Here is a 24,279-nt window from a genome sequence, read left to right on the forward strand (position 1 = left end):
AAGGATGTCAGGTCCTTGCCGGCCTTTCTTTTTTCTTGTCGGGCCTCATTCCTGCTCTTATGCCGATGCAACCAATTCCGCCAGCTTGCGCGCCGCCGACTCGCCGGACTGCGGATTCTGGCCCGTCACCAGCTTCCCGTCGACTTCGACGTGATCGGCCCATTTCTCCGCGGGGATGAACGCCGCGCCCGCCTGCCGCAGCCGGTCCTCGAGCAGGAACGGCATCGCCTGATCGAGCTTCACCGCGCGCTCTTCCTCGTTCGTGAACGCCGTCACCCGCCGGCCTTTCACCAGATGCGTGCCGTCGGACAGCCTCACGTCGACGAGTCCGGCCGGACCGTGGCAGACCGCGCCGACCGGACGATCCGATTCGATGAGCGTCCGGATGAGCGACTGCAGCTTCACGCTGCCCGGCAGGTCGAACATCGTCCCGTGTCCCCCCGGCAGGAAAAGGGCGTCGAACCCGTCCGCGCTCACCGCGTCAATCGGCACCGTATCGTCGAGCACCCGGATCGCCTCCGCCCATTTGGCTTCCGCCTCCGCCGTCAGGCTGCGCGGATCGATCGGCGCTTTGCCACCTTTGATGCTTGCAACCGTAATCTTGAACCCGGACGCGCGGAACACTTCATACGGCTCGGCGAACTCGGACAGCCAGATCCCCGTCCGTTCGCCCGTCGGCATTTCGCCGTGGCTCGTCACCACCATGAGCACATGTCGTTGGGCCACCATCCATCCCTCTTTCCACCATGGAATATGCATGCAGCCGGCTGCCACGCTTTCAGTGTATGCCATCGGCTGCTATAATCCAAATAAAGAAAAATGCATGGTGGTATTAAAATTTTTATGGCCGACTTCGAATGGTTCCGTTCCTTCGTCGCAATCTACCGCCACGGCTCCGTCTCCGCCGCCGCGGCGTCCCGGTACATGACCCAGCCGGCGCTCAGCCAGCATCTCGCCGCGCTCGAGGCCGAGATCGGGGAGCCGCTGTTCCGCCGGACGCCCCGCCGCATGGTGCCGACCGAGCGCGCGAAGCAGCTCTACGCGCAGATCGCGCCGGCCGTCGACCGCCTGGAACGGGTGGACGACGCCTTCAAGCTGCCGGGACGGGCGCCCGTCCTCCGTCTCGGCGGACCGTCCGAGTTCATGCACGAGCGGATCATCCCCGCGCTGCCGGACTCGCCGTACCGGCTGATCTTCACGTTCGGCGAGACGCGCCCGCTGCTGCGCCTTCTGCAGGACGGCGAGCTCGACCTGCTCGTGGCCACGCAGCATGTGGCGACGACCGGGCTTGTCTTCTCCCGGCTCGCCGTCGAGACGTTCCTGCCGGTCGGCGCCCGGCCGCTCGACGTGCCGCGCGGCGCGGGCAGAGAAGCGATCCGGGCCGCGCTTGAGAAGGAGCGTTGGATCAGCTACGGCTCCGACCTGCCGATGATCCGCCGCTACTGGATGCAGGCATTCGGCGTCCGCTGCGCGATTCTGCCGGACTGCGTCGTCCCCGACTTGCGGGTCATCAAGACGATGGTGCTGCGCGGGTTCGGCGTCAGCGTGCTGCCGGATTACCTGATCCGCGATGAGCTCAAGGCGGGACGCCTCCACGTGCTGCATGAGCCGGATACACCGGCCGTGAACGAGCTGTGGCTCGTCCGGCGGTCGGCGGACAGCGGCGATGAGCGGCTCTCGGCCTTCGCCGACGCGCTCGCCGCGGCTGCCGCCCGCTGAGAAAATATCTAGCAGCAATCGCGAAGGTTGTGAAAATTGTCGAAATTGATATAATCAGATCAGTAAATACATTATTTAACAGGAGACGTCGCCAATGTACCTGGTTTACGTAGATGAGAGTGGGGATATCGGACTCACAAATTCACCTACACAATTTTTTGTACTGAGTGCATTGGTAGTACATGAGTCACAATGGGAAAACTTGTTGAATGATGTATTACAATTCCGTTCAGATATGCGGAGTTTCTATGGTCTTAAATTAAGAGAAGAGATACACGCTGCACACTTCTTTTCGAAGCCTGGCAAGTTGGCACGAATCCCAAAACACGAAAGACTTCAAATTTGTAAAAAAGCAATTGATTTTCAGGAGAATTTAGGTTACATCCGCTTAGTCAATGTAGTTGTCAGAAAACTTGGGAAACCATCCACATATGATGTTTTTGAAAAAGCATGGAGTCGCTTAATTCAAAGAATCGACAATACAATACAATATGGTAACTTTCCAAATGGCCATGGTAGAGAAAGAGATAAGGCTATTATCATACCAGATCAAACTGACAACAAAAAATTAACGGGTCTGGTTAGAAAAATGAGAAGATATAACCCTGTGCCCAATTTGGGCGCCCCAGGGTATAGAATGCTACAAACTATCCGAATCATAGAAGATCCTTACTTTAAAGATTCTGCTAATTCCTTTATACACCAACTAGTAGATGTAAATGCCTACTTTTTGTACCAAATGCATCAACCAAATTCCTATATACGTTCCAAAAAGGCGCAAAATTATTTCAGAAGATATAATAGTATCTTATGCAAAGTTGCTTCGCGAACAGATCCAAATGGTATAGTTTACGTTTGAATAGGCAAAAATAAAAGGCCCGTAAGGGCCGGGTGGAGCCTACTACCAAGTCTGGCTTGGGTTCAGTTCCAATTTCATTGTATTCAGATATTGACAAAATGTCAAAAAGAAATTACATTGTTGGCCACCAAATTGTGGCCTTTATTATTTGTTACTGCTATATACACTTGGCATGCTATGATGGGACCGGGAGGCTTCCAATCATGACCGCTTACCATTCCGCACAGAACGGCCCGGAGGCGGCCGTTGCCGCGCTGCTCCGCTGCCCGGTCTGCGGACAGACCGTCCGGCTGGACCGCCGGAGCATCGTCTGCCCGGCCCGCCACACGTTCGACCTGTCGAAGCACGGATACATCAATCTGCTGACGCGCCCGGCGCGCGCGAAATATGACAAGCGGCTGTTCCAATCCCGCAGGGCGGTGCTGCTCGGCGGACTGTACGATCCGCTCCATGAACTTGCGGCGGCGAAGATCCTGCAATCTTGCGGCGGCAAGTCCCCTCTCCGCCTGCTCGACGCGGGCTCCGGGGAAGGCTCGCATCTGGCCCGCATCCGCGGCAAGATCGCGGCGGAAACGGGACAAGCTATATGGGGTGTGGGCATCGACCTCGCGAAGGAAGGCGTGGAAATGGCTGCGCGATCGTATCCGGAGCTGCTCTGGTGCGTCGGGGATCTGGCCCGCAGTCCGCTGGGCGCCGGCTGTTTCGACGCCGTCCTCAACATCCTCTCTCCGGCCAATTATGAGGAGTTCAGCCGGCTGCTGGCGCCCGGCGGCGTCGTATTGAAGGTGATCCCCGAGCCGGACTACCTCATCGAACTCAGGCGGTTGCTGCAGCCGGATGCGGATCGGCCGGTCACCGCCGGCAGCCGGGCGAAGGCGCATTTTCGGGAGCGGTTCACAATGATCGACGAGGACCGGCTCCGCTGCCGCGTCCGGCTGGACCGCCCGCTGCTGCCGCACCTCGCCGCAATGACGCCGCTGAGCTGGCAGGCCGGCGAAGAGGCCCTACAGCGCATCGCTGCGCTGGACCAGCTGGAGATGACGATCGATCTGGCCGTGCTCATCGGCCGCAACGCCGATTGAACTGCGCGGCTCCGGCTGAACCGTGCATAGCACATGCCCCCTCCTCGCGCAGTGATGCCGGTCACAACGGACGATGTCCAACATTTGCTACCATGAAATCAAACGAAGAGCGAGGAGGCATACCGGTATGAAACTGTCCGGCAAAGTCGCCATCGTCACCGGCGCGGCATCCGGCATGGGCAAGGCCATCGCCGAACGGTTCGCGCAGGAAGGCGCCAAGGTCGTCGCATCCGACCTCAATGCCGAAGGCGTGCAGGCCGTGGTCCAGGGCATCGAAGCGAAAGGCGGCACGGCCATCGCCGTGGCGGCCAACGTCGCCAAGGAAGAAGACGTGCAGAACCTCGTCGATACGGCCGTTTCGACGTACGGCACCGTCGACATCCTGATCAACAATGCGGGCATCATGGACAACTTCGTCCCGGCGACGGAAATCACCGACGAGCTGTGGGAACGCGTCTTCGCGGTGAACACGACCGGACCGATGCGGACGACCCGCAAAGTGCTGCCGATTTTCATGGAGAAGAAGAGCGGCGCCATCGTCAACATCGCCTCGATCGGCGGCCTGCAAGGTTCCCGGGCGGGCGCGGCCTACACCGCTTCGAAGCACGCCGTCATCGGCTTTACGAAGAACGTCGGCTTCCAGTACGCCGAATACGGCATCCGCTGCAACGCGATCGCGCCAGGCGGCGTGAACACGAACATCGGCACGACGATGAACAACCCGAGCCAATTCGGCATGGGCAAGGCCATGTCCGGCGCAAGCAACAACCCGCGCACGGGCGAGCCGGAAGAGATCGCGGCCGTCGCGCTGTTCCTCGCTTCGGACGACGCAAGCTTCGTGAACGGCGCGGTCGTGACGGCCGACGCGGGCTGGACCGCATACTGATCCAGGATTGGCTCCACTCCCCTTCCCATCGAAACCATCGAAACGCGAAATGGAACCGCTCAGGTTCCATTTCGCCGTTTCACCGGTTCTCCGCCATCCATTGCGCGGCGAAGTCCACCGCCTCCTTCATGTCGAAAAGCCGGCATTCCGCCTGTCCGACCGTCCCTTTCCGCACGGAAATGCTGCCTTCCATCTCCCTGCCGATCCGGTTGAAATCATCCGCGTCGTAGGCATAGCTTCGAACCACCGCCACACCCGCTCGCCGTTTTCCCGGATCGCCGCCCCCATCCGCTTGACCGGCATCGAAGGGAGCCGGGTTTCGGCCAGATGAAAGCTGGTGCAGGCATGGTAGCCGACGCCGAGCAGCAGCACCTTCGCCCGCATGCCGTACATTTTGCCGAGCGGCGAGGGCATGCCGAACTGCGGGGTGAGCGGATGTTCCGACACGATCGCATCCGCATGCCGCCCGTTCGCGCAGAACGACACCTGGGGATGGCCGGACCGCTTCGTCCCCGGGTACGTGCGGAACAACTCGGCGATCCGCCCCATCCCGCGCGTCGGCGTCACATCCGGATCGAACGCGGGCCACTCCCGGTGAATGATTTCGTGCCAGTCCGCCGGCACCGGGGGATTCTGCCATTCGGCCGGATCGCTCCAGTCGCCGGTTTGCGCCGGCATGACCAGCGTCCCCTCCCCGCCGACCGCGCGGAGCAGCGCATCCACGACCGCCTGCGGTCCGCCGCACACCCAGCCGATGCTCGACAGCGACGAATGGACAAGCAACACATCCCCGTCTTCGACCCCGAGCCGCCGGAGATCGCGCACCATCCTTCCGGTCGTCACCGGTTCGGCCGTCCGGGCGACGACATCCTTCTCGCTCATGCCGATCCCTCCCGTACCTATGTGCATATCCGTTCGCCGCAGCCGGGTCCATCCCCTTCCCGTCCGCCGCGGAAACCTTGATTATAGTGGAAAAATTCGCCGCCGGAATGTCATTGACAACCTTTCTTCCGGCCGCTATCATCATATTGTCGAAACTGATAATCATTATCATTTCGTCAAACCATCAACATACATAGCAAGTTGAGGAGTGGAGCATCATGCGCAACATTTTGTTCCCCGTCCTGCTGGTGCTGGCGCTCGCCGTCACCGCATGCGGCGGCGGGAATCAGCAGTCGGCCCGGGAAAATCAACCGCCGGCGCAGGAGAACCCGCAATCCGCCCAGGGGAATGAGCAGCCCGCACAGAGCGGCACCATCACCTACGAATCGGAGACCGGACCGATCGAAGTTCCCGCAGATCCTCAGCGGGTCATCTCCCTGTCCGGCTTCACCGGCAACCTCATGCATCTCGGCGTGCCCGTGATCGGCACCGACGTATGGTCGAAGAGCGCCCCGCAGTTCGCCGAGCAGCTGAAGGATGTCGAGGAAGTGTCCGAAGAAGGTCTGGAGAAAATCATCGAGCTTGAGCCCGACCTGATCATCGCGCTGTCGACCACCAAGAACCTTGACAAGATGAGCCAGATTGCACCCACCGTCTCGTACACCTGGGGCGCGCTCAACATTTTCGACATGCACATCGAGGTCGGCAAGGCGGTCAACAAGGAGCAGGAAGCCCGGGAATGGGTCGAAGGTTTCCGGAAGCGTCTGGAAGAAGCCGGCGCGAAAATCCGCGAGAAAATCGGCGAGGACGCCACGGTCACCGTCATCGAAGTGTATGACAAGGCGATCTACGTGTTCGGCGACAACTGGGCGCGCGGCACGGAGCTGCTCTATCAGGAAATGAAGCTCGGCATGCCGGAGAAAGTGAAGGAGAACGCGCTGGCATCCGGCTACTACGCGCTGTCTCCGGAAGTGCTGCCGGAATTCGTCGGCGACTATCTGATCATCAGCAAATATTCGAACGCCGACTTGTCGTTCCAGGACACCGAAACGTACAAGAACATTCCCGCCGTGAAGAACGGCCGGGTGCTCGAAATGACCGGGGAAGGCTCTTCGTTCTCCGACCCCTACACCCTGGAGATGCAGCTGGAGCTGTTCGAAGATTTCTTCCTGAACAGCCCGTGACGGAGAGGATGACGCTTCGTGATGAACGTTCCGGGGCGCCCGCGCAGGGCCGCATACGGATGGACGATGGCCGCCGGCGTCGCGGTCATGGCAGGGATGTTCGTCGTGTCGCTCGTGTACGGCGCGGCGAACATCCCTTTCCGTGATGTCTGGCAAGCTCTTTTCTCCCGGGAGGTCAATGATCAGATTCTGATCATCCGGGAAATCCGGCTGCCGCGGGAGATCGCCGCGATGGTCGTCGGCGCCGCATTGGCCGCCGCAGGCGCGATCATGCAGGGGATGACGCGCAATCCGCTCGCCGACCCCGGGCTGCTCGGCATTACGGCGGGCGCGAACCTGGCGCTCGCCGTCGGGTTCGCGTTCTTCCCCGCGCTCGGCTACTTCGGCATGACCGTCGCCGGTTGGATCGGCGCAGCGTTCGGCATGCTGCTCGTCCTCGGCCTCGGCGCCTCGCGCAGGGACGGCTGGTCCCCGCTCCGGCTCGTGCTGGCCGGGGCGGCCGTCACGTTCTTCCTGTACGCCCTCGCCGAGGCGATCGGCATCGCCTTCAAGGTGACGAAGGACGTCTCGATGTGGACGGCGGGCGGCATCATGGGCACGACCTGGCGGCAGCTCGCCATCGTCGTCCCGACCGTCGCCGCCGGCCTGATCGCCGCGTTTCTGTACGCCCGTCAGCTGACGGTGCTGTCCTTGAGCGAAGAAGTCGCCGCCGGGCTCGGCCAGCGCACCGCCCTCGTCAAGGCGGCGCTGTCCGCCGTCGTCATCCTGCTGGCCGGCGTATCCGTCGCCCTTGTCGGCAGCATGGCGTTCATCGGCCTGATGGTGCCGCATATCGCGCGGGCGCTCGTCGGCACGGACTATCGGCGCGTCCTGCCGATGGCGGCGGTGGCGGGCGCCTCGCTGCTGCTGCTCGCCGACACGCTCGCCCGGACGATCAGCAAGCCTTATGAGACGCCGACGGCAGCGATCATCGCCGTGCTCGGCATCCCGTTCTTCCTGATCATCGCGCGGAGAGGGGGGCAGCGCTCATGATTCCGAAGGCGCTCGTCCGGAAACAGCGCCTCTGGCTGCTTGGCCTGCTCGGCCTGACCGCGGCCACCGCGGTCGTCAGCATGGGCCTCGGCTATGCTTCGCTGTCCTTCGACCGGCTCATTCCGACCTTCCTCGGCCAGGGGACGTTCAAGGAAGAATTCGTGCTGTTCTCGATCCGGCTGCCGCGCATCGTGATCACGCTGCTCGCCGGCATGGCGCTCGCGCTGTCCGGCGCCATCCTGCAGGGGGTCAGCCGCAACGAGCTGGCCGATCCCGGCATCATCGGCATCAATGCCGGCGCAGGCGTCGCGGTTACGCTGTACTACCTGTTCTTCCCGATCGATGCCGGCCTGTTCCTCTATCTGGTGCCGGCCATCGCCTTCGCCGGCGCGCTGGCCGCCGCCATCCTGATCTGGCTGGCGGCGTACCGCCGCGGATCCGGCCTGCACCCGCTCCGGCTGGTGCTGATCGGCGCCGGCAGCTCCATCGCGCTGAACGGCCTCATGGTCGTGCTGATCTCGGCAGCCGAGCCGCAGAAGGTCGATTTCATCTCGAAGTGGCGGGCCGGCAGCATCTGGGGTGCGGACTGGCCGTTCATCCTGGCGCTGCTGCCGTGGCTGGTCGTGCTCGTGCCGTTCGTGCTATACCGGGCGCGCCGCCTGAATTTGCTGGAGCTCGGCGAATCGGAAGCGATCGGCATCGGCGTGCCGCTCACGCGCGAGCGCGCCGCATTGCTGCTGGCCGCCGTCGCGATGGCCGCGTCCGCCGTCGCGATGGCCGGCAGCATCGTATTCGTCGGCCTGATGGCGCCGCATATCGCCAAGCGGCTCGTCGGGCCGCGCCACCAGTTATCCCTCCCGATCTCGATCCTCGTCGGCGGCTGGCTGCTGCTCGTCGCGGACACGATCGGGCGCAACGTCGCCCAGCCCGAGGGCATCGCGGCCGGCACGATGGCGGCGCTGATCGGCGCGCCGTACTTCCTGTATCTGCTGCTGCGCAAGTAAAACCAAAAGGCTCGGTCCCTGAATCCCTCAAGGCCGAGCCTCTTTCCGTTTCACCGCCGGAGCGGAATGCCGTACATCCGGGCGAACGCCTCGCGCAGCGTCTCCGGTCCGTCCGCGCCGTTCTGCCCCGCGCTGCTGTCGAACATCGCCACGCCGTCCCGCAGGAAGACGATCCGGTCGGCCGCCGCCTCCGCGATCTCGAGCTGGTGCGTCGAGAACAGCACCGTCTGCCCCCGCTCCGCCGCCTCCCGCACGAGCCGGATGAAGCTCTCCATCCAGAATGGATCGAGGCCGTTCGTCGGCTCGTCCAGCAGGACGAGCGGCGGCCGCGCGAGCAGCGCCTGCGCGAACAGGACGCGCTGCCGCATCCCCTTCGAGAACGACGCCACCGGCTTCGTCCCCGTGTCCGACAGCCCGACCTCGGCCAGCGCCTCGGCCGCCCGGCTCTTCGGCAGCCCGCGCAGCTTCGCCCAGAACGTCATCGTCTCCATCGCCGTCAGCCCGCCGGGGAACCGGTAATCGTCGGGCATGTAGCCGACCCGCTCGGCGTACCGCAGCCGGCCGTCCTTCCAGCGCAGCCCGCCGACGCGAATCTCTCCCGCGTCCGGGTGCAGGATGCCGGCGATCATCCTGAGAATTGTGCTCTTGCCCGCGCCGTTGCCGCCGAGCAGCGCGATCACCCGCCCCGCTTCCGCCTGCAGGGTGAAGTCCTTGATGACTTCCTGCCGGCGCATCGACTTCCGCACATGTTCCATCACCAGCACCGGTTCAGCCATGCCTCCGCCCCCTCTCCCAGAGCCATCCGGCCAGGCCGAGGCAGACGGCGACCCAGGCCAGACAGACGACCGTGAACACCATCGTCCCGCTCCCGCCGCGGATCCACGTCACCCACTCCGTGTAGTCCGCCCCGAGCATCGAGCCGCCGCCGAGCTTGATGACGGCAAGCAGCCGGGCCAGCTCCGCCGGATTGAACAACGTCAGCATCGACACGCCCGGCTTGATCCACGGATACGGCAGCATGCCGAGCACCGCGATCAGGAGCGCCGGCCAGGCCATGACCGTGAAGAACCAGACGGCGGCCGAGATGGTCAGCGCCTGCCACCGGTTGCGCGCCAGCGCGCCGACCAGCTGCGACACCGCAAGATACATCAGCGCGAGGCAAAAAGAAAACGCAAGCAGCACGACATAAGTCCGGAAACCGAAACCGCCGCCCGCCGCCCAGCCCGCGACGCCCGCCAGGCCGAAGCCGAACGCCGCGATGGCGAGCAGCACGACGGCAAGGCCGATGTACTTGCCGATCAGGTAGGCGCCGGTTGTCAGCGGGTAGGTGGAGAGCAGTTCCCATCCGCCGTCTTCTTTTTCACCCGTGAGGGAGAAGGAGCCCAGCATCAGCGTCATGAGCGGCAGCAGGTACAGGATCAGATTCAGCATCGTGCCTGTCACGCCGGAATACCCCTGCACGTATCCCTGCCGGTTGATCAGCAGCAGGGCGAGCATGAACAGGGCGAACAAGGCCAGGAACGAATAAGCCCACGGATTGCGGAAGCCCATCCGGATTTCCCGGCCCGCCACCTGCAGCATTTGCGTCATGCCCCGGCTCCGCCTTCATGCGCATCCCCGCCGGCTTCCCGGCCGTGGCCGCCGCCGTCGCCATGGCCGGTGCCGCGGCCATGCGTGCCATCGTCCCCATGCGCGCCCTCGCCATGCGTTTGTCCCATATCGCGATTCACTTTCCACGCATGATCCGGGAGTTCGTCCGCCGCCATGAGCACGCCCTTGCCCTGCTCCGCGATGAACGCCTCGGCGTCCGCCTTGTCCGCGAACGACAGCACGCCGTACGCCATCGGCGTCTTGAACGACGCGTCGTAGACGTAGTACGCCTTCTCCGTCTTGACCCATTGGAGGCCGTGATAGTCACGGACGAAGGACGCGCCGACATCGCCGTCGCCGTGTTCCGCCAGCCAGGCGTACATGCATCCGATATCGTCGAACATGAGCGTCCGTCCGTCTTTCATCACGATCTGCGTCGCATGGGCGTCGTCCGCCACAGCCATGTTGCATTGCGCGCACCGGTCCGTCTCCTCGTTCACCGCACGCGCCGAATATTCGCTGCGGCCGCATGCCACACTAAGGACGGCTGCCATGATGATCGCGAGTGCCAAGGTCATCCGCCGATTCCTCATGTCGTTCTCCTCCTCGAAATGATCATGACGGCGCAGGCCGCCGCAAGCAGAAGCGCGCCTGCGGCTCCTGCGGCCCGTCCCGATTCCCGGCTTGTCCTGTCCGTCTCCCGCGCGGGCTCCATGAGCGGCGCGGCGTCAACCGCCCACCCGCTCCGGTCCGCACCGTACAACCCCTCCAGAAACTTCATCCCCGGCGATTGGAACAGCAGCCGGAACACCGGCCGACGCTCCGTGACCGACAGGAAGAACGGATTGACGGCATAGCGCAGGTCGCTGGCGCCGTCGCCGTCCGCATCGACGCCGCTGAACGAATCCCAGAAATTCCGCTCGATCCGGTTCGCTCCGCTGCGCTGCGCGCCGGCATCCGCCACGTTCCCGATCCATTGGTTGCCCGTGACGGCGTTCCCTTCGGAATCGAGAAGCTGCATCCCCATGAAATTGTCCAGAATCTCGTTGTTCTCGATCCGGTTGTCGACGGATCCTTCCACGTAAATGCCGACCCGGTTGCCGGAAACGACGTTCCCGCGCACGACCGAATTTTTGGCCGCGAACAGCAGGATGCCCTGGGAGTTGACATTCTCGCTCTGCTTCGCAAAAATGTTCCCCTCAAGCAGCACGCCGTCCACCGTCATCACCATCGCGCCGGTGACATTCATGCGGCCGTCATTGCCGGCAATCACCGTGCCGTCCGAGTACATGACGTGGATGCCGTACCGCGACGACTCGACCGCGTTGCCCGTGATCCGCACGTTGTCGCTGTTCTCGATATAGATGGCGTCATACATCGACGCGACCGTGTTGTCCTGGATTACCGCGTCATGCGTCTCGTACAGATCGATGCCGTTCCGCCGCTCCGTGAACCGGCCGCCGGACGGCCGGGAAGAACGGACCATGCTGCCGCGCACGACCGACCGGTCGGCCCGTTCGAGGCGGATGCCGTAGCCGTCCGTCACGATGTCGAGCCCTTCGAGCGCCGCCCCGCGAGCCGTGACGAGTACCGCCGGGCTGTCTCGACCGCCCGCTTGCTCGATCCGAAGCCCGCGGACGGTGACGCCCGCCGCCGTAACGGCGATCGCGGGACGCTCGTCCGCGCTCGCAACCGTCACGGCGCCTTCCGCCTCCGCTTCCACCGTCAGCGGCTTGCCGATGACGGCCGGCCCGGCATACTCGCCCGGCGCAAGGCGCAGCACCGCCCCCTCCGGCGCCGCGTCAATGAGCGGCTGAAGCGGCCTTGGCTCCCCCGTGTCCGCCGCGCCCGCCGGCCGGGCCGCCAGCGCCGCGCCGATCACCAGAAGGGCGGCGGTCCGCCTCATCCCGCGGACAAGGCTCGTCCGCGTCATTGCACGTTCACCTGTTTCTTCTTGTAGATATGGACGTCCTCGTAGTACAGATGAAGATCGATGTCATATTCGCCCGGCTGCTCGAACCGGTACTCGGCCGTGAACGTATTGTCGCCTTCGTAACGGTGTTTCACCGTGGTCGGCTCACCGTCCGCGATGACGACGAACTGCACGTTTGCATTTTCGTCCAGTTCGACGCCGGTAAACACCGCTTTCATCTGTACGTCTTCACCGGCCCGGGCTTGCGCCGGCTCGATCTCGAACGACGCTTCGATGCCGACCAGACCGATCTGCTGCAAGTTCTCGCGCGAACATGCCGCAAGAACCGCGAGCAGCACGAACGCCGCCGCGAGGATTCCCGCCGCTTTCCGCATCCGCATCGGTTCTCCGCCTCCCCTCACCCTCATGATTTCATCGTAGAACGCGCGCCTTCGGACCGCATGACCATTTCGGGCCAGGAGTTGTGGAGATTCCATGAACATCAAGAGCATGGTTTTCGCATATCTCGGACGGGCCGCATCCGTTATGCGCAGCAAGATATACCCTAGTATGCACGGTTTGGACTGCCGATCATTCGGCGGTCTTTTTTTCGCCTCATATAGCAAGATTTAGACATGATTTTACACGATATAACAAAATCTGAATATTGATGCAATTATTATAGTTATTTATAATAATTTTATATTAATAGTAAACTCTCAAATTTGACAAAGATTGGAGGAATCTTGACGTATGTGGAAGATTTCCAAGATGAAGTGGAGCTCCATCTTATCAGCGGTGCTGACAATGGCGCTCGTCGGAACGCTGCTCGCCGCCTGTACCAGCGGCAACAACAATAACGGCGGCCAAAACCAAAACGGCGGCGAAACCGCACCGCCAAGCGGCAATTCGCCGAGCACCAACACCCAAACCGGTGACGAATCCAATGCCGAACCAACGGGTGGGCTCAAGGAATTCCGTTTCACTATCAGCAGCGAACCGCCGAGCCTGGATCCGGCGCTGTCTACGGACTCGCAGTCTTACATTTTGGGTCTGGGGTTGTATGAAGGTTTGTTTCGCTTGAACCCCGAAGGAATTTCCGAACCGGCGCTGGCCGAGTCCATCGTGGTTTCCGCCGACGGCAAGACCTACACCTTCAAGCTGCATCAGGGGGCGAAATGGACCAATGGGGATCCGGTGACCGCCCACGATTTCGAATATTCCTGGAAACGCACGCTGGCGCCGGAGACCGCGGCCGACTACGCGTACATGCTGTACTACCTGGAAAACGGCGAGAAATACAACGCCGGCGAGGCTTCGGCCGACGAGGTCGGCGTCAAGGCGCTGGATGACTACACGCTGGAAGTGAAGCTGGAAAGCGCGACGCCTTACTTCCTGGACATCCTCGCCCACAGCTCCTACTGGCCGGTCAACAAAAACGTCGTCGAAGGCAGACCGGATTGGGCGACCGACATCAAAACGCTCGTCACCAACGGCCCGTTCAAGGTAACCGAATGGCAGCACGGCGGCAAGCTGGTGCTCGAGAAAAATCCGGACTACTACAACAAGGACAAGATCAACTTTGACAAAGTGACGGTCTTGATGGTTGAAGAAGACTCCACCGTCTTCAACCTGTTCAAGACGGACGAGATCGACTGGATCGGCGCCCAGGCGGGATCGGTGCCGACGGATCAGGTGACGCAAGCGCTTCAAAGCGGCGAAGCGAAGGTCATGCCGATCGCTTCCACGTACTACTACATCTTCAATACGACCAAAAAACCGTTCAGCAACGCCAAAATCCGCAAAGCGTTCGCGATGGCCATCGATCGGCAAGCCATCATCGACAACGTGACGAAAGCGAATCAAGAGCCGGCGTTCGCCCTCGTTCCGCCCAGCATCAGAGGCGTGGAAGGCAAATCGTTCCGTGAACTGTACCCGGACAGCGGTTACTTCCAGGAGAATGTGGAAGAAGCGAGAAAACTGCTCGCCGAAGGCCTGCAGGAAGAGGGGCTTTCCAAATTCCCCGAAGTTACGCTGCTTTACAACACCAACGAGGGCCATAAGGCGATCGCGGAAGCGATCGTGGACCAATGGCGCAAGAACCTGGGCGTGGAGGTGAAGCTCGGCAACCAGGAATGGGGCACGTTCCTGGAAACGCGGGACGCGCTGCAGTACGATATCGCCCGCGCCGGCTGGGGTGCGGACTACAACCATCCGATCAGTTTCTCGTACGACCTGATTCACTCCAAGTCCGGCAACAACGACGGTGCTTACGCCAACCCCCAAGTCGACCAACTGCTGGAACAGGCGATCGCATCCTCCGATGAAAAAACGGTCATGGCCAACATCGCGGAGGCGGAAAAAATCGCGATCGCCGACGACATGGCGATCCTGCCGATCTACTACTACACAACGGTGACGATGATTAAGCCCGGCATTGTGGACGTCGTCTCGGACTACGCCGGCTATCTCAACTGGGTTTTCGGCGACAGACAATAAGGCGGCAAGCCGCAATCGAATTCATATCGTGACGGTCAATCAAGCAAAAACGGCTGGCGCCGTCCTCCCGGGCGGGCGCGTCCGTTTTGCGGTGAAAGATAAGCCGGTTATAAGCGTGAAACTTATAAAGTCTTATCTTTGAACAAAAGGGTATATATAGTCCCTATATATACCCTTTTGAATTTTGGCAAAAGGGTGGTGAACTCCATGGTCCGCTTCATCCTGCAGAAATTCGTCTTTATGATCGTGTCGCTGTTCGTGCTGGTCACCGCCACGTTCGTGCTCATGAACGCGGTTCCCGGCAGCCCCTTGCAAAGAGAGAAGGCAACCACACCCCAAATCCAAAAAAATCTCGAAGCCTACTACGGTCTGGACAAACCGCTGATCCAGCAATACGGCATCTACCTTAAAAATCTGCTGAAATTCGATCTGGGCATTTCCATGAAAAAGCGCTTCTATTCCGTCAACAAAATCATCGCCGATTCCTTCAAATATTCGCTCCGTCTCGGCGTCGTGTCGGTGATCACCTCGGTCATCGCGGGCTGCGTGCTGGGCATTATCGCCGCCCTGCATCACCGAAAGTTTCTGGACAATCTGGCGATGGTGCTGGCGGTGATCGGACTCGCCGTTCCCAGCATGGTGATGGCGCCGCTCCTGCAATACCTGTTCGCCGTGAAATTCCGCCTGTTCAACGTGGCGGGGCTTGAGCGTCCGCTGGATTACGTACTTCCGACGATCGCGCTTTCTTCCGCTTCGATCGCCTTTATCGCCCGATTGATTCGCACCACCATGACCGAGGTGCTGCACGCCGATTTCATCCGGACGGCGAAAGCCAAAGGCCTGCCCGGGCATCTGATCGTGTGGCGGCACGCCCTTCGCAATTCGATGCTGCCTGTCGTCACGTATTTGGGCTATCTGGTCGCGGGCGTCATTACCGGTTCCGTCGTCATCGAAGCGATCTTCGCGATACCCGGCATGGGCAAGTTTTTCGTGCAAAGCGTCGTCGACCGGGACTACCCGCTGATCATGGGGATCACGGTGTTTTACGCCGTCTTGCTGATGGTATGCCGATTCCTGGCGGACATCGCATACGCGTTGGTGGACCCGCGGATGAGAAACTTTACGAAAAAGGTGGCGTGATCCCATCGTGCGCATCGAAGGCAATACCAACACCGTCGTGCAGGCGAACGTCGATCTGTTTGCGCCCATCGGACGCGATCCGTCCGGAAAAGAACGCATCGAGCGCAAAAGCATGTCCACCTGGCAGCATATCCGCTATCGCCTGTTCAGCAACAAGCTGGCGATGACCGGGCTTGTCATCATCATCCTGATCACGTTGCTGGCCATCTTCGTTCCGATCATCTCGCCCCATGACCATTTCACCAACGACCTGGAAAACACGAACCAGCCGCCGAGCTGGAACCATTGGTTCGGAACGGACGACCTCGGACGGGACATGTTCGTGCGAACGTGGAAAGGCGCGCAGGTGTCCCTGTTCGTCGGCGTCGCGGCCGCCTTGATCGATCTGGTGATCGGCGTCGTCTACGGCGGCATCATGGGGTACTATGGCGGAAAAGTGGACGAAGTGATGAACCGGATCGCGGAAATCCTGTACGCGATACCGTATTTGCTCGTGGTGATCATGCTGCTGGTGGTGATGGAGCCAAGCCTGACCACCATCATCGTGGCCATGTCCATTACCGGTTGGATCAATATGGCCTGGATCGTGCGCGGGCAAATCATGCAGCTCAAAAACCAGGAATACGCGCTGGCCTCCCGGTCGCTCGGAGCAAGCTCCATGCGCATTCTGTTTCGCCATCTGATCCCGAACGCCATGGGGCCGATTATTGTGACCCTGACGCTCTCCGTTCCCAGCGCGATTTTCACCGAAGCGTTTCTCAGTTTCCTGGGACTGGGCGTTCAGTCTCCCGTCGCTTCCTGGGGGACGATGCTGGATGACGGGATCAACGCGCTCACGGTTTATCCGTGGCGGGAATTTTTCCCGGCTCTGTTTCTGAGCCTGACGATGTTCGCCTTCAATGTGTTCGGAGACGGGCTGCGGGACGCGTTCGACCCGGTCATGCGGAAATCGTAACGGACAGGAGGTTGCGGTCATGGGCAAAACGATTTTGGAAGTGCGCGATTTGCGCGTGTCGTTTGAGGTATACGGCGGTGAAGTCGAGGCGGTGCGGGGCGTGAGCTTCCACGTGCGCGAAGGGGAAGCGGTGGCGATCGTCGGCGAATCCGGCTCCGGCAAAAGCGTCACCGCGCAAGCGATCATGCGCCTGATCGCCATGCCGCCGGGGAAGTTCAAAAGCGGTTCCGTGATTTTCGAGGGCAGAGATTTGCTGACGATCTCCGAGAAAGAGATGCAGAAAGTGCGCGGCAACAAGATCGGCATGATTTTTCAGGACCCGATGACATCGCTGAATCCGACGATGACGATCGGCATGCAGATCATGGAAAGTCTGATCAAGCACCAGCGTCTGCGCAAATCCGCCGCGAAAGCGCGGGCGATCGAATTGCTCGCCATGGTCGGCATTCCCGATCCGGAAACACGGATGAAGCAATATCCGCACCAAATATCCGGCGGCATGCGCCAGCGGGTGATGATCGCCATCGCGCTCGCCTGCAACCCGGCGCTGCTCATCGCCGACGAGCCGACGACCGCGCTGGATGTGACGATTCAGGCGCAGGTCATGCAGTTTATGAAGGAGCTCCAGCAGAAAACGAATACTTCCATTATCCTGATCACGCACGACCTGGGGGTCGTGGTCGATCTGTGCGACCGCGTGATCGTCATGTATGCCGGTCAAATTGTGGAAACGGGAACCAAGTGGGAAATTTTCAAAAATCCGCAGCATCCTTACACCAAGGGATTGCTGAAGTCGCTGCCGCGGCTTGATCAGCCGAAGGACGAACCGCTCATTCCGATTTACGGAACGCCGCCCGACATGATTCAACCTCCGCAAGGCTGCGGCTTCTGCAGCCGGTGCGAAGCGGCCATGCGCATTTGCGAACGGCAAGACCCGGATTGGACCGCAATCAGCGAAACCCAGAGCGTGCGGTGCTGGCTGCAGTCCGCCGGTGAAAAAGCGGCGGCGGTGGTCGGCGGGAAGGAGGCGGACGCATGAGTGAGCCGTTTATCGAAGTCCAGGACTTGACCAAATATTTTCCCGTGGGAAGACGCCGGGTGCTCAAAGCGGTGGACGGCATCCAATTCACCATTCAAAAAGGCGAGACGCTGGGATTGGTCGGCGAATCCGGCTGCGGCAAGACGACCGCCGGCCGCACGGTCATCCGCCTGTATGAACCGACGAGCGGACGGGTGCTGATCGGCGGGACGGATATTACGCGGCTCAAGCGTTCCGGGCTGAAAGCGTTCCGCCGCAAGATGCAGATGATTTTCCAGGACCCGTACGCGTCGCTCAATCCGAGAATGACCGTGCTGGACATCATCGGCGAGGCCCTCGATATCCACGGATTGGTGAAGAGCCGGACCGAGCGGAAATACAGGGTGGAACAACTGCTGGAGCTTGTCGGTCTCAGCGCCGAGCACGCTTCACGGTATCCCCATGAATTTTCCGGCGGACAACGGCAGCGGATCGGCATTACAAGGGCGCTCGCGGTCGAGCCGGAGTTTATCGTGTGCGACGAGCCGATCTCCGCGCTCGACGTGTCCATTCAGGCGCAGATCGTGAATCTGCTGATCGACCTGCAGAAAAAGATGGGGCTGACCTACCTGTTCGTCGCCCACGATCTGGCGATGGTCAAGTACGTCAGCGACCGCATCGCCGTCATGTATCTGGGCAAAATCGTGGAATTGGCGCGCAGCGAAGATCTGTATGATGATCCCCAGCATCCCTACACCCAAGCGCTGCTGTCCGCCATTCCGATTCCGGATCCCGAAGCCGAAGCGAAGAAGGAGCGGATCATTTTGCGGGGGGAGCTCCCCAATCCCATGAATCCGCCGAGCGGCTGTCCGTTCCGGACGCGTTGTCCTCACGCGAAGGAGCGCTGCGCTCAGGAGGCGCCCGCGTTCCGCGAAGTGCGGCCGGGGCACTGGGCGGCCTGCCATTTGCACGCTTGATCGACGAAATCGGATCGCCCCAACGGCGAAAACGCCAAACCGCAGAATGCGCGGTTTGGCGTTTTTCATTTGCGCGGAGCCCGTCAGAACAGGACGGGTACCTCGACCAGATCCTGTATGCTGCCGTCCCGCGCGCTGCGGGTGTACACCTGGATCGCGCCCGCCGGCGTCCCCGGCGCCGCGTCGAAAGCGATCGGCGCGCTGAAGGCGCCGAACGCCGGCGCGCCCTCCGCCGCCGTGACCGCCCGCTCCCGCGCGACGATCCGGCCCGCGTCGTCCCGGACCCGGTACAGCACGTTCGCTTCGAACGCCCGGGCGCTGCCGGCGAGCGGCGTGCCCGCGGCGATGCGCGAACCGGGCAACGGCCGAAAGACGACGATATTGGTCGACGACGGCAGCGGAATGACGAGCCGGTAGCCGGGGTAGAGCACATCCGGCGAGAAGCCGGGCCGGCTTGCGTTCGCGCGCGCCAGCTCGCTGATGCTCGACCCGAACCGGCGGGCGATCCGGTAGAGGGAATCGCCCGCTTCCACCTCGTATACGAAGGCGGGGATATAGAGAAGCTGCGCGACCCGGAGAATATCCGGCTGCTCCAGCCGGTTCAGCGCCGCCAGCATGTCGACGCCTGCGGAATAGCGCTCCGCCAGCCGGAAGAGCGTATCCCCTTCCGTCACCTGGTGCAGGACGGTGCTTTCCTGCGAGGTGCCCGGCACGCGGACGACCAGTTTCTGCCCCGGGAAGATGAGGCCGGGGTCCGTGACCGGCGGGTACAGCGCGTTCGCCCGCTCAAGGTCGGCCAGGGACGAGCCGAACTGGTTCGCGATCGAATAGGGCGAGTCTCCCGGCCGGACGGTGTACACCGCATAGGTTCCCGGTGATATCGGCATGTTCCAGACACTCCTGTCTCATGGGTTCTTCCCCATCCTATGCGGGTGCCCATGCGGGAGTGTCTAGTCCGATGCCGCGGAGATCCGCGGGGCCGGCGGCGCCTCCTCCGGCGCGGTCGCCTGCGGCAGCTCCGCAGCCTGCAGCCCGCGCCGCGTCAAACGCTCGTAATGTTTGTACAGCGCATGGAATTTGCCGCTGTACGAACGGCTCCAGGGCTTCTTCTTGCCGCAGAAATGGAGGATGACGGTGCGGTTGATCACGTAGTCCATATCGCACTGTCCGTTCGTCTTCAGCTTGTAGTACAGGTAGAACCGGGCATCATAGTTGTACAGCGTCTCGTCCAGCGGTTTGATTTTCTTCGAGTAGAGCGCGTTCAGGATGTCCTGGTCGGGCATGACGAGCCGCGAGCGGTTTTTCTCGACGAACTGATAGATGATGTCCTCCTTGATCTGCTCCCGCTGCAGCTCAAGATTCATCAGCAGCACGCCCGAGTTGTAGTAATAATCGATATCGTAAGGCATCAGCCGGATGCGGTTGATCTCCTTGACGGAAAATTTGTCATGGTAGCACGCGGCGTAGAGGCAGCCGTCCAGATCCGTTTCGTAGAGCGGCCGCACGGCATTGAGCACGAGGATGTCCGGATCGAGATACAGGATGCGGTCGACTTCGGGGGGCAGGAAGCGGTGCGCAAGCAGCCGGTAGTACATTTCCTTCGTGTAGTGCATCAGCACCGGCGCGTCTTCGAACTCCCCTTCGCCGACGCGGATGATCTGCAGCTCGCTGCCGTGCCGCCTGATATAGGTGCCGAGCCGCTCGAGCGCGCCGTCGTCGATGCTCGAATGCATGAGGTAGATCGTGAAGCGTTCGCCCGGATTGTTCAGGAAGAGCGACGTGAGCATGGTCGTCAGCGGCCCCAGATAGTTGGCGTTGAGCGTAACGAGAATGTTCATGTCATTCAGCCCCCAGTGTTCACAAACCGTGGCGCGCGCGGAAGGCGAGCCGGTCGGCGGCAGCCCACAGGCTTGCCGCGAGGATGAACTCGAACAGGTTATGCAGGGACGGGATGCCCGTAAGCGGTACGAGCGCCGAGCCGATCAGCATGATCAGCGAACCGGCAAGCAGCGAGGACGGTCCGCCGCGCCGGAGCAGGATCCACCCGGCGGCCAGCAGCGCGGCCATGACGACGGCGATCATCACGCCTCCTGCCCAGGATCGCCCGACCGGCTCATAGGTCAGGATGCCGTGTTCGAAGACGGGCCTGAGCCTCGGGCGGGACACCGACGCCGCCAGCTCCAGGACGATCAGCCCGATCGTCACGAGCAGAACGGTAAGCGCCGCTGCCGGCCGGTTCGCCCATTCCGCGCCGGTCTGCCGGACGAATTCGTATGAGACGGGCACAAGCAAGGGCGTAATGCAGGCGTGGAGCAAGAACCGGGTGGAATGCACCCGCTCGAACCCTTCGCTTGCCCGGACCCATGCGCCGGCGCTGAGCACGAGATTGTCCCAGAGCAGCGCCGCGGTGACCGCCAGCAGCATGACGCTGAGACTCCAGGGGGCGCCGCGGCGCAGGATGGCGATTCCCCAGCCCAGCAGCCCCGCGTAGGCAACGGTCAGGATCGGATACAGAATGGCATTCATCATCCGCACCTTCTATAACGGAAGTATCGTTCTCCTCATCATGGCCCCGCCGGCCTGCGGATATACCGTTTTGCCAAGTTAAAGATGCATTATGTCAGGACCGCGTCCGCTGCTCCAGCACATTCCGCAGGTACGGGACCAGCGCCTTCGCCGCCGCTTCGTGCGCCGCCGGACCGGGATGGCTTCGCGCCCCGACCGTCTCGTCCGTCATGCCCGGCAGCTCGAAGACCGAGACGTTCCGGTCGCCGGTGCGCCGCGCATGGGCGTCGACGGCCCGGCGGATCGCGGGCATCATCGGCGTGCCGAGCATGCCGTACGCCCAGACGATGTGCGCCTTCGGGTTGCACGCCCTGAGCTTGCCGAGAAATTGCTCCGCCGCCCGCTCGAACGCCGCGAGGTCTTCCGCGTTGAACGTGCCGTCTTCGTTCAGCCGCTGCTTGTGCCGCTCGCCGGTCGCTTCGTCGCGCCATTCCGGCGAATGGAAGGCGCCGCCGTCGTTCGTGCCCAGATTCACGACGACGATGTCCGGCTGCCAGGCGGCGAAGTCGTTCCGCTCGAAGGCGCCGGGCGCTTCGTTCTTCCCGCCGGTGAGCAGGCCGCACACCTGCTCGTAATATTCGGGCATGTTCGTACGCGGGTTGTTGTCCCAGCCGGTCAGCACGCCCCAGCCGCTCTGCGACAGCACCCGGTATTCGGCGTCAAGGGCGTCCGCCGTCAGGGCGGTGTAATTCAGCACCGCGCTGAACCACATCGGAATCCAGTCGGTCTCTGCCCCCGCGCCGATCGCGCCTTCGCCCGACGTGATGCTGTCGCCGATGAACTCGATCTTGTACGGCCTGGCCCGGACGGGCAGAAAATCGCCGTCGGACTCCACGCCGTGAATGTGCAGCACGCACCCGGGGTCCGCGCTCATCGCCTGCGTGTCCTTGACGATGCGGACATTTTTCACCGCATCCGGGTTCATGCCCCGGAAGACGCAAATCCGGTGACGGCCCGCCGTCACCATCTGCCGGGCGACGGGCGCTCCGTTGATCAGCACGCTGATCCAGGGTTCGTACGTGCGGTAGTCGGCTTCGACGTCCATCCACAGTTCGGAGCCTGTCGCGTTCAGTTCGATGCCGCTTGCCGTCCAGAACAGCGTGAGCGGCGCAAGACGGCCCGTCGTGCGGCCGTGCACCTTCAGATGCGCGATCTCCTTCAATGTGTACGCTTGCAATTCCCTGTGCCGATTCATGGGCGTCTCCTCCGGCTCCGTCGGCATGTGCCGGCTTGTCAGCATATGCGTGTTTGCTCCCAATTATACCATGCACGATGCGGCTTGCGGCGCCCGAACGGCAAAAACGGCAGGCCGCGGCGCCTTTCGGCGCGGCAGTCTGCCGTTATGGACATGCGCATTCAGCTGGTCGCGGTGGACGCGTATTGCCGCGCGGGATGCGCGCTGCGGTCCAGACCGAGCGTCTTCGCCGTTTCTTCGTGCAGCTCGCGGACCAGGTCCGGGTTCTCGGACAGCTTGATGCCCCAGGACGGCACCATCTCGCCGATCTTCTCCCGCCATGCGTTGAGCTGCTCCGGGAAGCACCGTTTGATCACTTCGAGCATGATGGCCACCGCGGTGGAAGCGCCCGGGGAGGCGCCCAGCAGAGCCGCGACGGAGCCGTCGGCCGCGCTGATCACTTCGGTGCCGAACTGCAGCGTCCCCCGTCCGCCGGTTTCCGTATCCTTGATGATCTGCACGCGCTGGCCGGCGACGATCAGATCCCAGTCCTCGCTCCGCGCGTGCGGGACGAACTGCCGGAGCTCCTCGACGCGCTGTTCCTTCGTCAACATGAGCTGCTTGATCAGATAGGTCGTCAGCGACATGTTCTTGACCCCCGCCGCGATCATCGTGACGAGGTTGTGCGGCTTGACGGATTTCAGCAGGTCGAGATTCGATCCGAATTTCAGGAACTTCGGCGTGAAGCCCGCGAACGGACCGAAGAGCAGCGACGGCTTGCCGTCGATGAACCGCGTGTCGAGGTGCGGCACCGACATCGGCGGAGCGCCGATCGCCGCCTTGCCGTACACCTTCGCGTAATGCCGCTTGGCCATCTCAGGGTCGCGGCACACCATGAACAGGCCGCTGACCGGGAAACCTCCGATGCCGCGCCCTTCGGCGATGCCGGACTTCTGCAGCAGATGGAGACTGCCGCCGCCGGCGCCGATGAACACGAACGGAGCCGAGTACCGTTCGACGGCGCCGCTCTCCACGTTCCGCACTTTCAGCTCCCACTTGCCGTCCGTCGTCCGCTTCATATCCTGGACGTGGCGATGGTACAGCATTTGTGCGCCGCTGTTTTTCAGATGAGCGAACAGCATGCGCGTCAGCGCGCCGAAGTTGACGTCCGTACCCGATTCGATCCGGGTGGCCGCGATGGGCCGGTCCAAGGTGCGGTTTTCCATCATCAGCGGAATCCATTCCGCCAGTTTGTCCGGGTCGTCGGAGAATTCCATCCCTTCGAACAGCGGATTCGCCGACATCGCTTCGAACCGCTTCTTCAGGAAGGCGACGTCCCGCTCGCCCTGCACGAAGCTCATGTGCGGCACCGGCATGATGAACTTCTGCGGGTCCCGGATGAGGCCGCGCCGCACCAGGTACGACCAGAACTGCCGCGAGAGCTGGAACTCTTCGTTGACCTTGACCGCTTTGCTGATGTCGATCGAGCCGTCCGCTTTCTCGGTGGTGTAATTGAGCTCGCACAGCGAAGCGTGGCCCGTGCCTGCGTTGTTCCATTCGTTCGAGCTCTCTTCGCCCGGCTGCGAGCGTCTCTCGAGCACAATGATGTCCAGGTCCGGCGCCAATTCCTTGAGCATTGTGCCAAGCGTCGCGCTCATGATGCCGGCGCCGATCAAGATGACATCTGCGCGATTCTGTCTGTCACCCATAGATAATCGTCCCCATGCTTTCAATTTTGCGGTATGCGGACACATCAATTTAGGCGCCGCAGCAAGCCGGGGCGCCGAACATGTCTCGCATC

The 24,279-nt window shown here is 61.9% G+C and carries 24 protein-coding genes and 1 pseudogene; 12 read left to right on the top strand and 13 right to left on the bottom strand.

Annotated elements, in window-relative coordinates:
- Positions 1-57: 57 nt before the first annotated feature.
- Positions 58-729, bottom strand: a complete 672-nt coding sequence (locus THECO_RS00135; RefSeq protein WP_015253053.1) for a type 1 glutamine amidotransferase domain-containing protein — start codon at positions 727-729, stop codon at positions 58-60.
- Between the two features lie 114 nt (positions 730-843).
- Here THECO_RS00135 and THECO_RS00140 point away from each other — a divergent pair, with 114 nt between their 5' ends.
- The 4 genes from THECO_RS00140 (at position 844) to THECO_RS00150 (ending at position 4,546) form a co-directional block, all read left to right on the top strand.
- Positions 844-1,719, top strand: coding sequence for a LysR family transcriptional regulator (locus THECO_RS00140; RefSeq protein WP_015253054.1), 876 nt, complete (start codon positions 844-846; stop codon positions 1,717-1,719).
- Between the two features lie 94 nt (positions 1,720-1,813).
- Complete coding sequence (locus THECO_RS20830; RefSeq protein WP_015253055.1) at positions 1,814-2,578, top strand: DUF3800 domain-containing protein; 765 nt, start codon at positions 1,814-1,816, stop codon at positions 2,576-2,578.
- A 203-nt stretch (positions 2,579-2,781) separates the two neighbouring features.
- Positions 2,782-3,660: a putative RNA methyltransferase gene (locus THECO_RS00145; RefSeq protein WP_015253056.1), complete on the top strand. Its 879-nt coding sequence runs from the start codon at positions 2,782-2,784 to the stop codon at positions 3,658-3,660.
- Between the two features lie 127 nt (positions 3,661-3,787).
- A complete protein-coding gene (locus THECO_RS00150; RefSeq protein WP_015253057.1) occupies positions 3,788-4,546 on the top strand; it encodes an SDR family oxidoreductase in 759 nt (252 codons plus the stop codon).
- Positions 4,547-4,625: 79 nt separating this feature from the next.
- Here the strand turns inward: THECO_RS00150 and THECO_RS00155 are convergent.
- A pseudogene (locus THECO_RS00155) lies at positions 4,626-5,455 on the bottom strand (aminoglycoside N(3)-acetyltransferase).
- A 191-nt stretch (positions 5,456-5,646) separates the two neighbouring features.
- Here THECO_RS00155 and THECO_RS00160 point away from each other — a divergent pair.
- Genes THECO_RS00160 through THECO_RS00170 form a run of 3 tightly spaced genes read left to right on the top strand, consistent with a single transcriptional unit; the run spans position 5,647 to position 8,648 of the window.
- Positions 5,647-6,612, top strand: coding sequence for an iron-hydroxamate ABC transporter substrate-binding protein (locus tag THECO_RS00160; protein WP_015253059.1), 966 nt, complete (start codon positions 5,647-5,649; stop codon positions 6,610-6,612).
- Positions 6,613-6,633: 21 nt separating this feature from the next.
- Entirely contained in the window at positions 6,634-7,644 is a 1,011-nt protein-coding gene (locus THECO_RS00165) for a FecCD family ABC transporter permease (protein ID WP_015253060.1), read from the top strand.
- The gene (locus THECO_RS00170) at positions 7,641-8,648 is read left to right on the top strand and encodes a FecCD family ABC transporter permease (RefSeq protein WP_015253061.1); all 1,008 of its coding nucleotides are present in this window, start codon (positions 7,641-7,643) and stop codon (positions 8,646-8,648) included. The genes THECO_RS00165 and THECO_RS00170 overlap by 4 nt, the downstream gene beginning before the upstream one ends.
- A gap of 50 nt (positions 8,649-8,698) precedes the next feature.
- Here the strand turns inward: THECO_RS00170 and THECO_RS00175 are convergent, their stop codons facing one another.
- The 6 genes from THECO_RS00175 to THECO_RS22060 form a co-directional block, all read right to left on the bottom strand.
- Positions 8,699-9,424: an ABC transporter ATP-binding protein gene (locus THECO_RS00175; RefSeq protein WP_015253062.1), complete on the bottom strand. Its 726-nt coding sequence runs from the start codon at positions 9,422-9,424 to the stop codon at positions 8,699-8,701.
- Positions 9,417-10,238, bottom strand: coding sequence for an ABC transporter permease (locus tag THECO_RS00180; RefSeq protein WP_015253063.1), 822 nt, complete (start codon positions 10,236-10,238; stop codon positions 9,417-9,419). Before THECO_RS00180 ends, THECO_RS00175 begins: the two co-directional genes overlap by 8 nt.
- The gene (locus THECO_RS00185; RefSeq protein WP_015253064.1) at positions 10,235-10,831 is read right to left on the bottom strand and encodes a nitrous oxide reductase accessory protein NosL; all 597 of its coding nucleotides are present in this window, start codon (positions 10,829-10,831) and stop codon (positions 10,235-10,237) included. Before THECO_RS00185 ends, THECO_RS00180 begins: the two co-directional genes overlap by 4 nt.
- A complete protein-coding gene (locus THECO_RS00190; protein WP_015253065.1) occupies positions 10,828-12,171 on the bottom strand; it encodes a right-handed parallel beta-helix repeat-containing protein in 1,344 nt (447 codons plus the stop codon). Before THECO_RS00190 ends, THECO_RS00185 begins: the two co-directional genes overlap by 4 nt.
- Positions 12,168-12,551, bottom strand: a complete 384-nt coding sequence (locus tag THECO_RS00195; protein WP_015253066.1) for a hypothetical protein — start codon at positions 12,549-12,551, stop codon at positions 12,168-12,170. The genes THECO_RS00190 and THECO_RS00195 overlap by 4 nt, the downstream gene beginning before the upstream one ends.
- A gap of 318 nt (positions 12,552-12,869) precedes the next feature.
- Entirely contained in the window at positions 12,870-13,136 is a 267-nt protein-coding gene (locus tag THECO_RS22060) for a hypothetical protein (protein ID WP_232427715.1), read from the bottom strand.
- Between the two features lie 94 nt (positions 13,137-13,230).
- On the opposite strand from THECO_RS22060, the gene THECO_RS00200 reads away from it, so the two are divergent.
- The 5 genes from THECO_RS00200 (at position 13,231) to THECO_RS00220 (ending at position 18,739) form a co-directional block, all read left to right on the top strand.
- Positions 13,231-14,649 carry a peptide ABC transporter substrate-binding protein gene (locus tag THECO_RS00200; RefSeq protein WP_232427716.1) on the top strand — a complete coding sequence of 473 codons (1,419 nt, stop codon included), beginning with the start codon at positions 13,231-13,233 and terminating at the stop codon, positions 14,647-14,649.
- Between the two features lie 207 nt (positions 14,650-14,856).
- Positions 14,857-15,789 carry an ABC transporter permease gene (locus tag THECO_RS00205; protein ID WP_015253068.1) on the top strand — a complete coding sequence of 311 codons (933 nt, stop codon included), beginning with the start codon at positions 14,857-14,859 and terminating at the stop codon, positions 15,787-15,789.
- A gap of 13 nt (positions 15,790-15,802) precedes the next feature.
- Complete coding sequence (locus tag THECO_RS00210; protein WP_083883326.1) at positions 15,803-16,744, top strand: ABC transporter permease; 942 nt, start codon at positions 15,803-15,805, stop codon at positions 16,742-16,744.
- A 19-nt stretch (positions 16,745-16,763) separates the two neighbouring features.
- Entirely contained in the window at positions 16,764-17,783 is a 1,020-nt protein-coding gene (locus tag THECO_RS00215; RefSeq protein ID WP_015253070.1) for an ABC transporter ATP-binding protein, read from the top strand.
- Positions 17,780-18,739 carry an ABC transporter ATP-binding protein gene (locus THECO_RS00220; RefSeq protein WP_015253071.1) on the top strand — a complete coding sequence of 320 codons (960 nt, stop codon included), beginning with the start codon at positions 17,780-17,782 and terminating at the stop codon, positions 18,737-18,739. The genes THECO_RS00215 and THECO_RS00220 overlap by 4 nt, the downstream gene beginning before the upstream one ends.
- An 83-nt stretch (positions 18,740-18,822) precedes the next feature.
- Here the strand turns inward: THECO_RS00220 and THECO_RS00225 are convergent, their stop codons facing one another.
- The 5 genes from THECO_RS00225 to mqo all read right to left on the bottom strand — a co-directional run bounded on the left by THECO_RS00225 (position 18,823) and on the right by mqo (position 24,187).
- Positions 18,823-19,626, bottom strand: a complete 804-nt coding sequence (locus THECO_RS00225) for a LysM peptidoglycan-binding domain-containing protein (RefSeq protein WP_015253072.1) — start codon at positions 19,624-19,626, stop codon at positions 18,823-18,825.
- 63 nt (positions 19,627-19,689) lie between these two features.
- The gene (locus THECO_RS00230; RefSeq protein ID WP_015253073.1) at positions 19,690-20,577 is read right to left on the bottom strand and encodes a glycosyltransferase family 8 protein; all 888 of its coding nucleotides are present in this window, start codon (positions 20,575-20,577) and stop codon (positions 19,690-19,692) included.
- 19 nt (positions 20,578-20,596) lie between these two features.
- Positions 20,597-21,268, bottom strand: coding sequence for a hypothetical protein (locus tag THECO_RS00235; protein WP_157373480.1), 672 nt, complete (start codon positions 21,266-21,268; stop codon positions 20,597-20,599).
- A 91-nt stretch (positions 21,269-21,359) separates the two neighbouring features.
- Positions 21,360-22,499, bottom strand: coding sequence for an SGNH/GDSL hydrolase family protein (locus THECO_RS00240; RefSeq protein ID WP_041854011.1), 1,140 nt, complete (start codon positions 22,497-22,499; stop codon positions 21,360-21,362).
- 161 nt (positions 22,500-22,660) lie between these two features.
- Positions 22,661-24,187 carry a malate dehydrogenase (quinone) gene (mqo, locus tag THECO_RS00245; RefSeq protein ID WP_015253076.1) on the bottom strand — a complete coding sequence of 509 codons (1,527 nt, stop codon included), beginning with the start codon at positions 24,185-24,187 and terminating at the stop codon, positions 22,661-22,663.
- Positions 24,188-24,279: the final 92 nt, after the last annotated feature.

Source organism: Thermobacillus composti KWC4 (genome assembly GCF_000227705.2).
GTDB classification, from domain to species: Bacteria; Bacillota; Bacilli; order Paenibacillales; family Paenibacillaceae; genus Thermobacillus; species Thermobacillus xylanilyticus.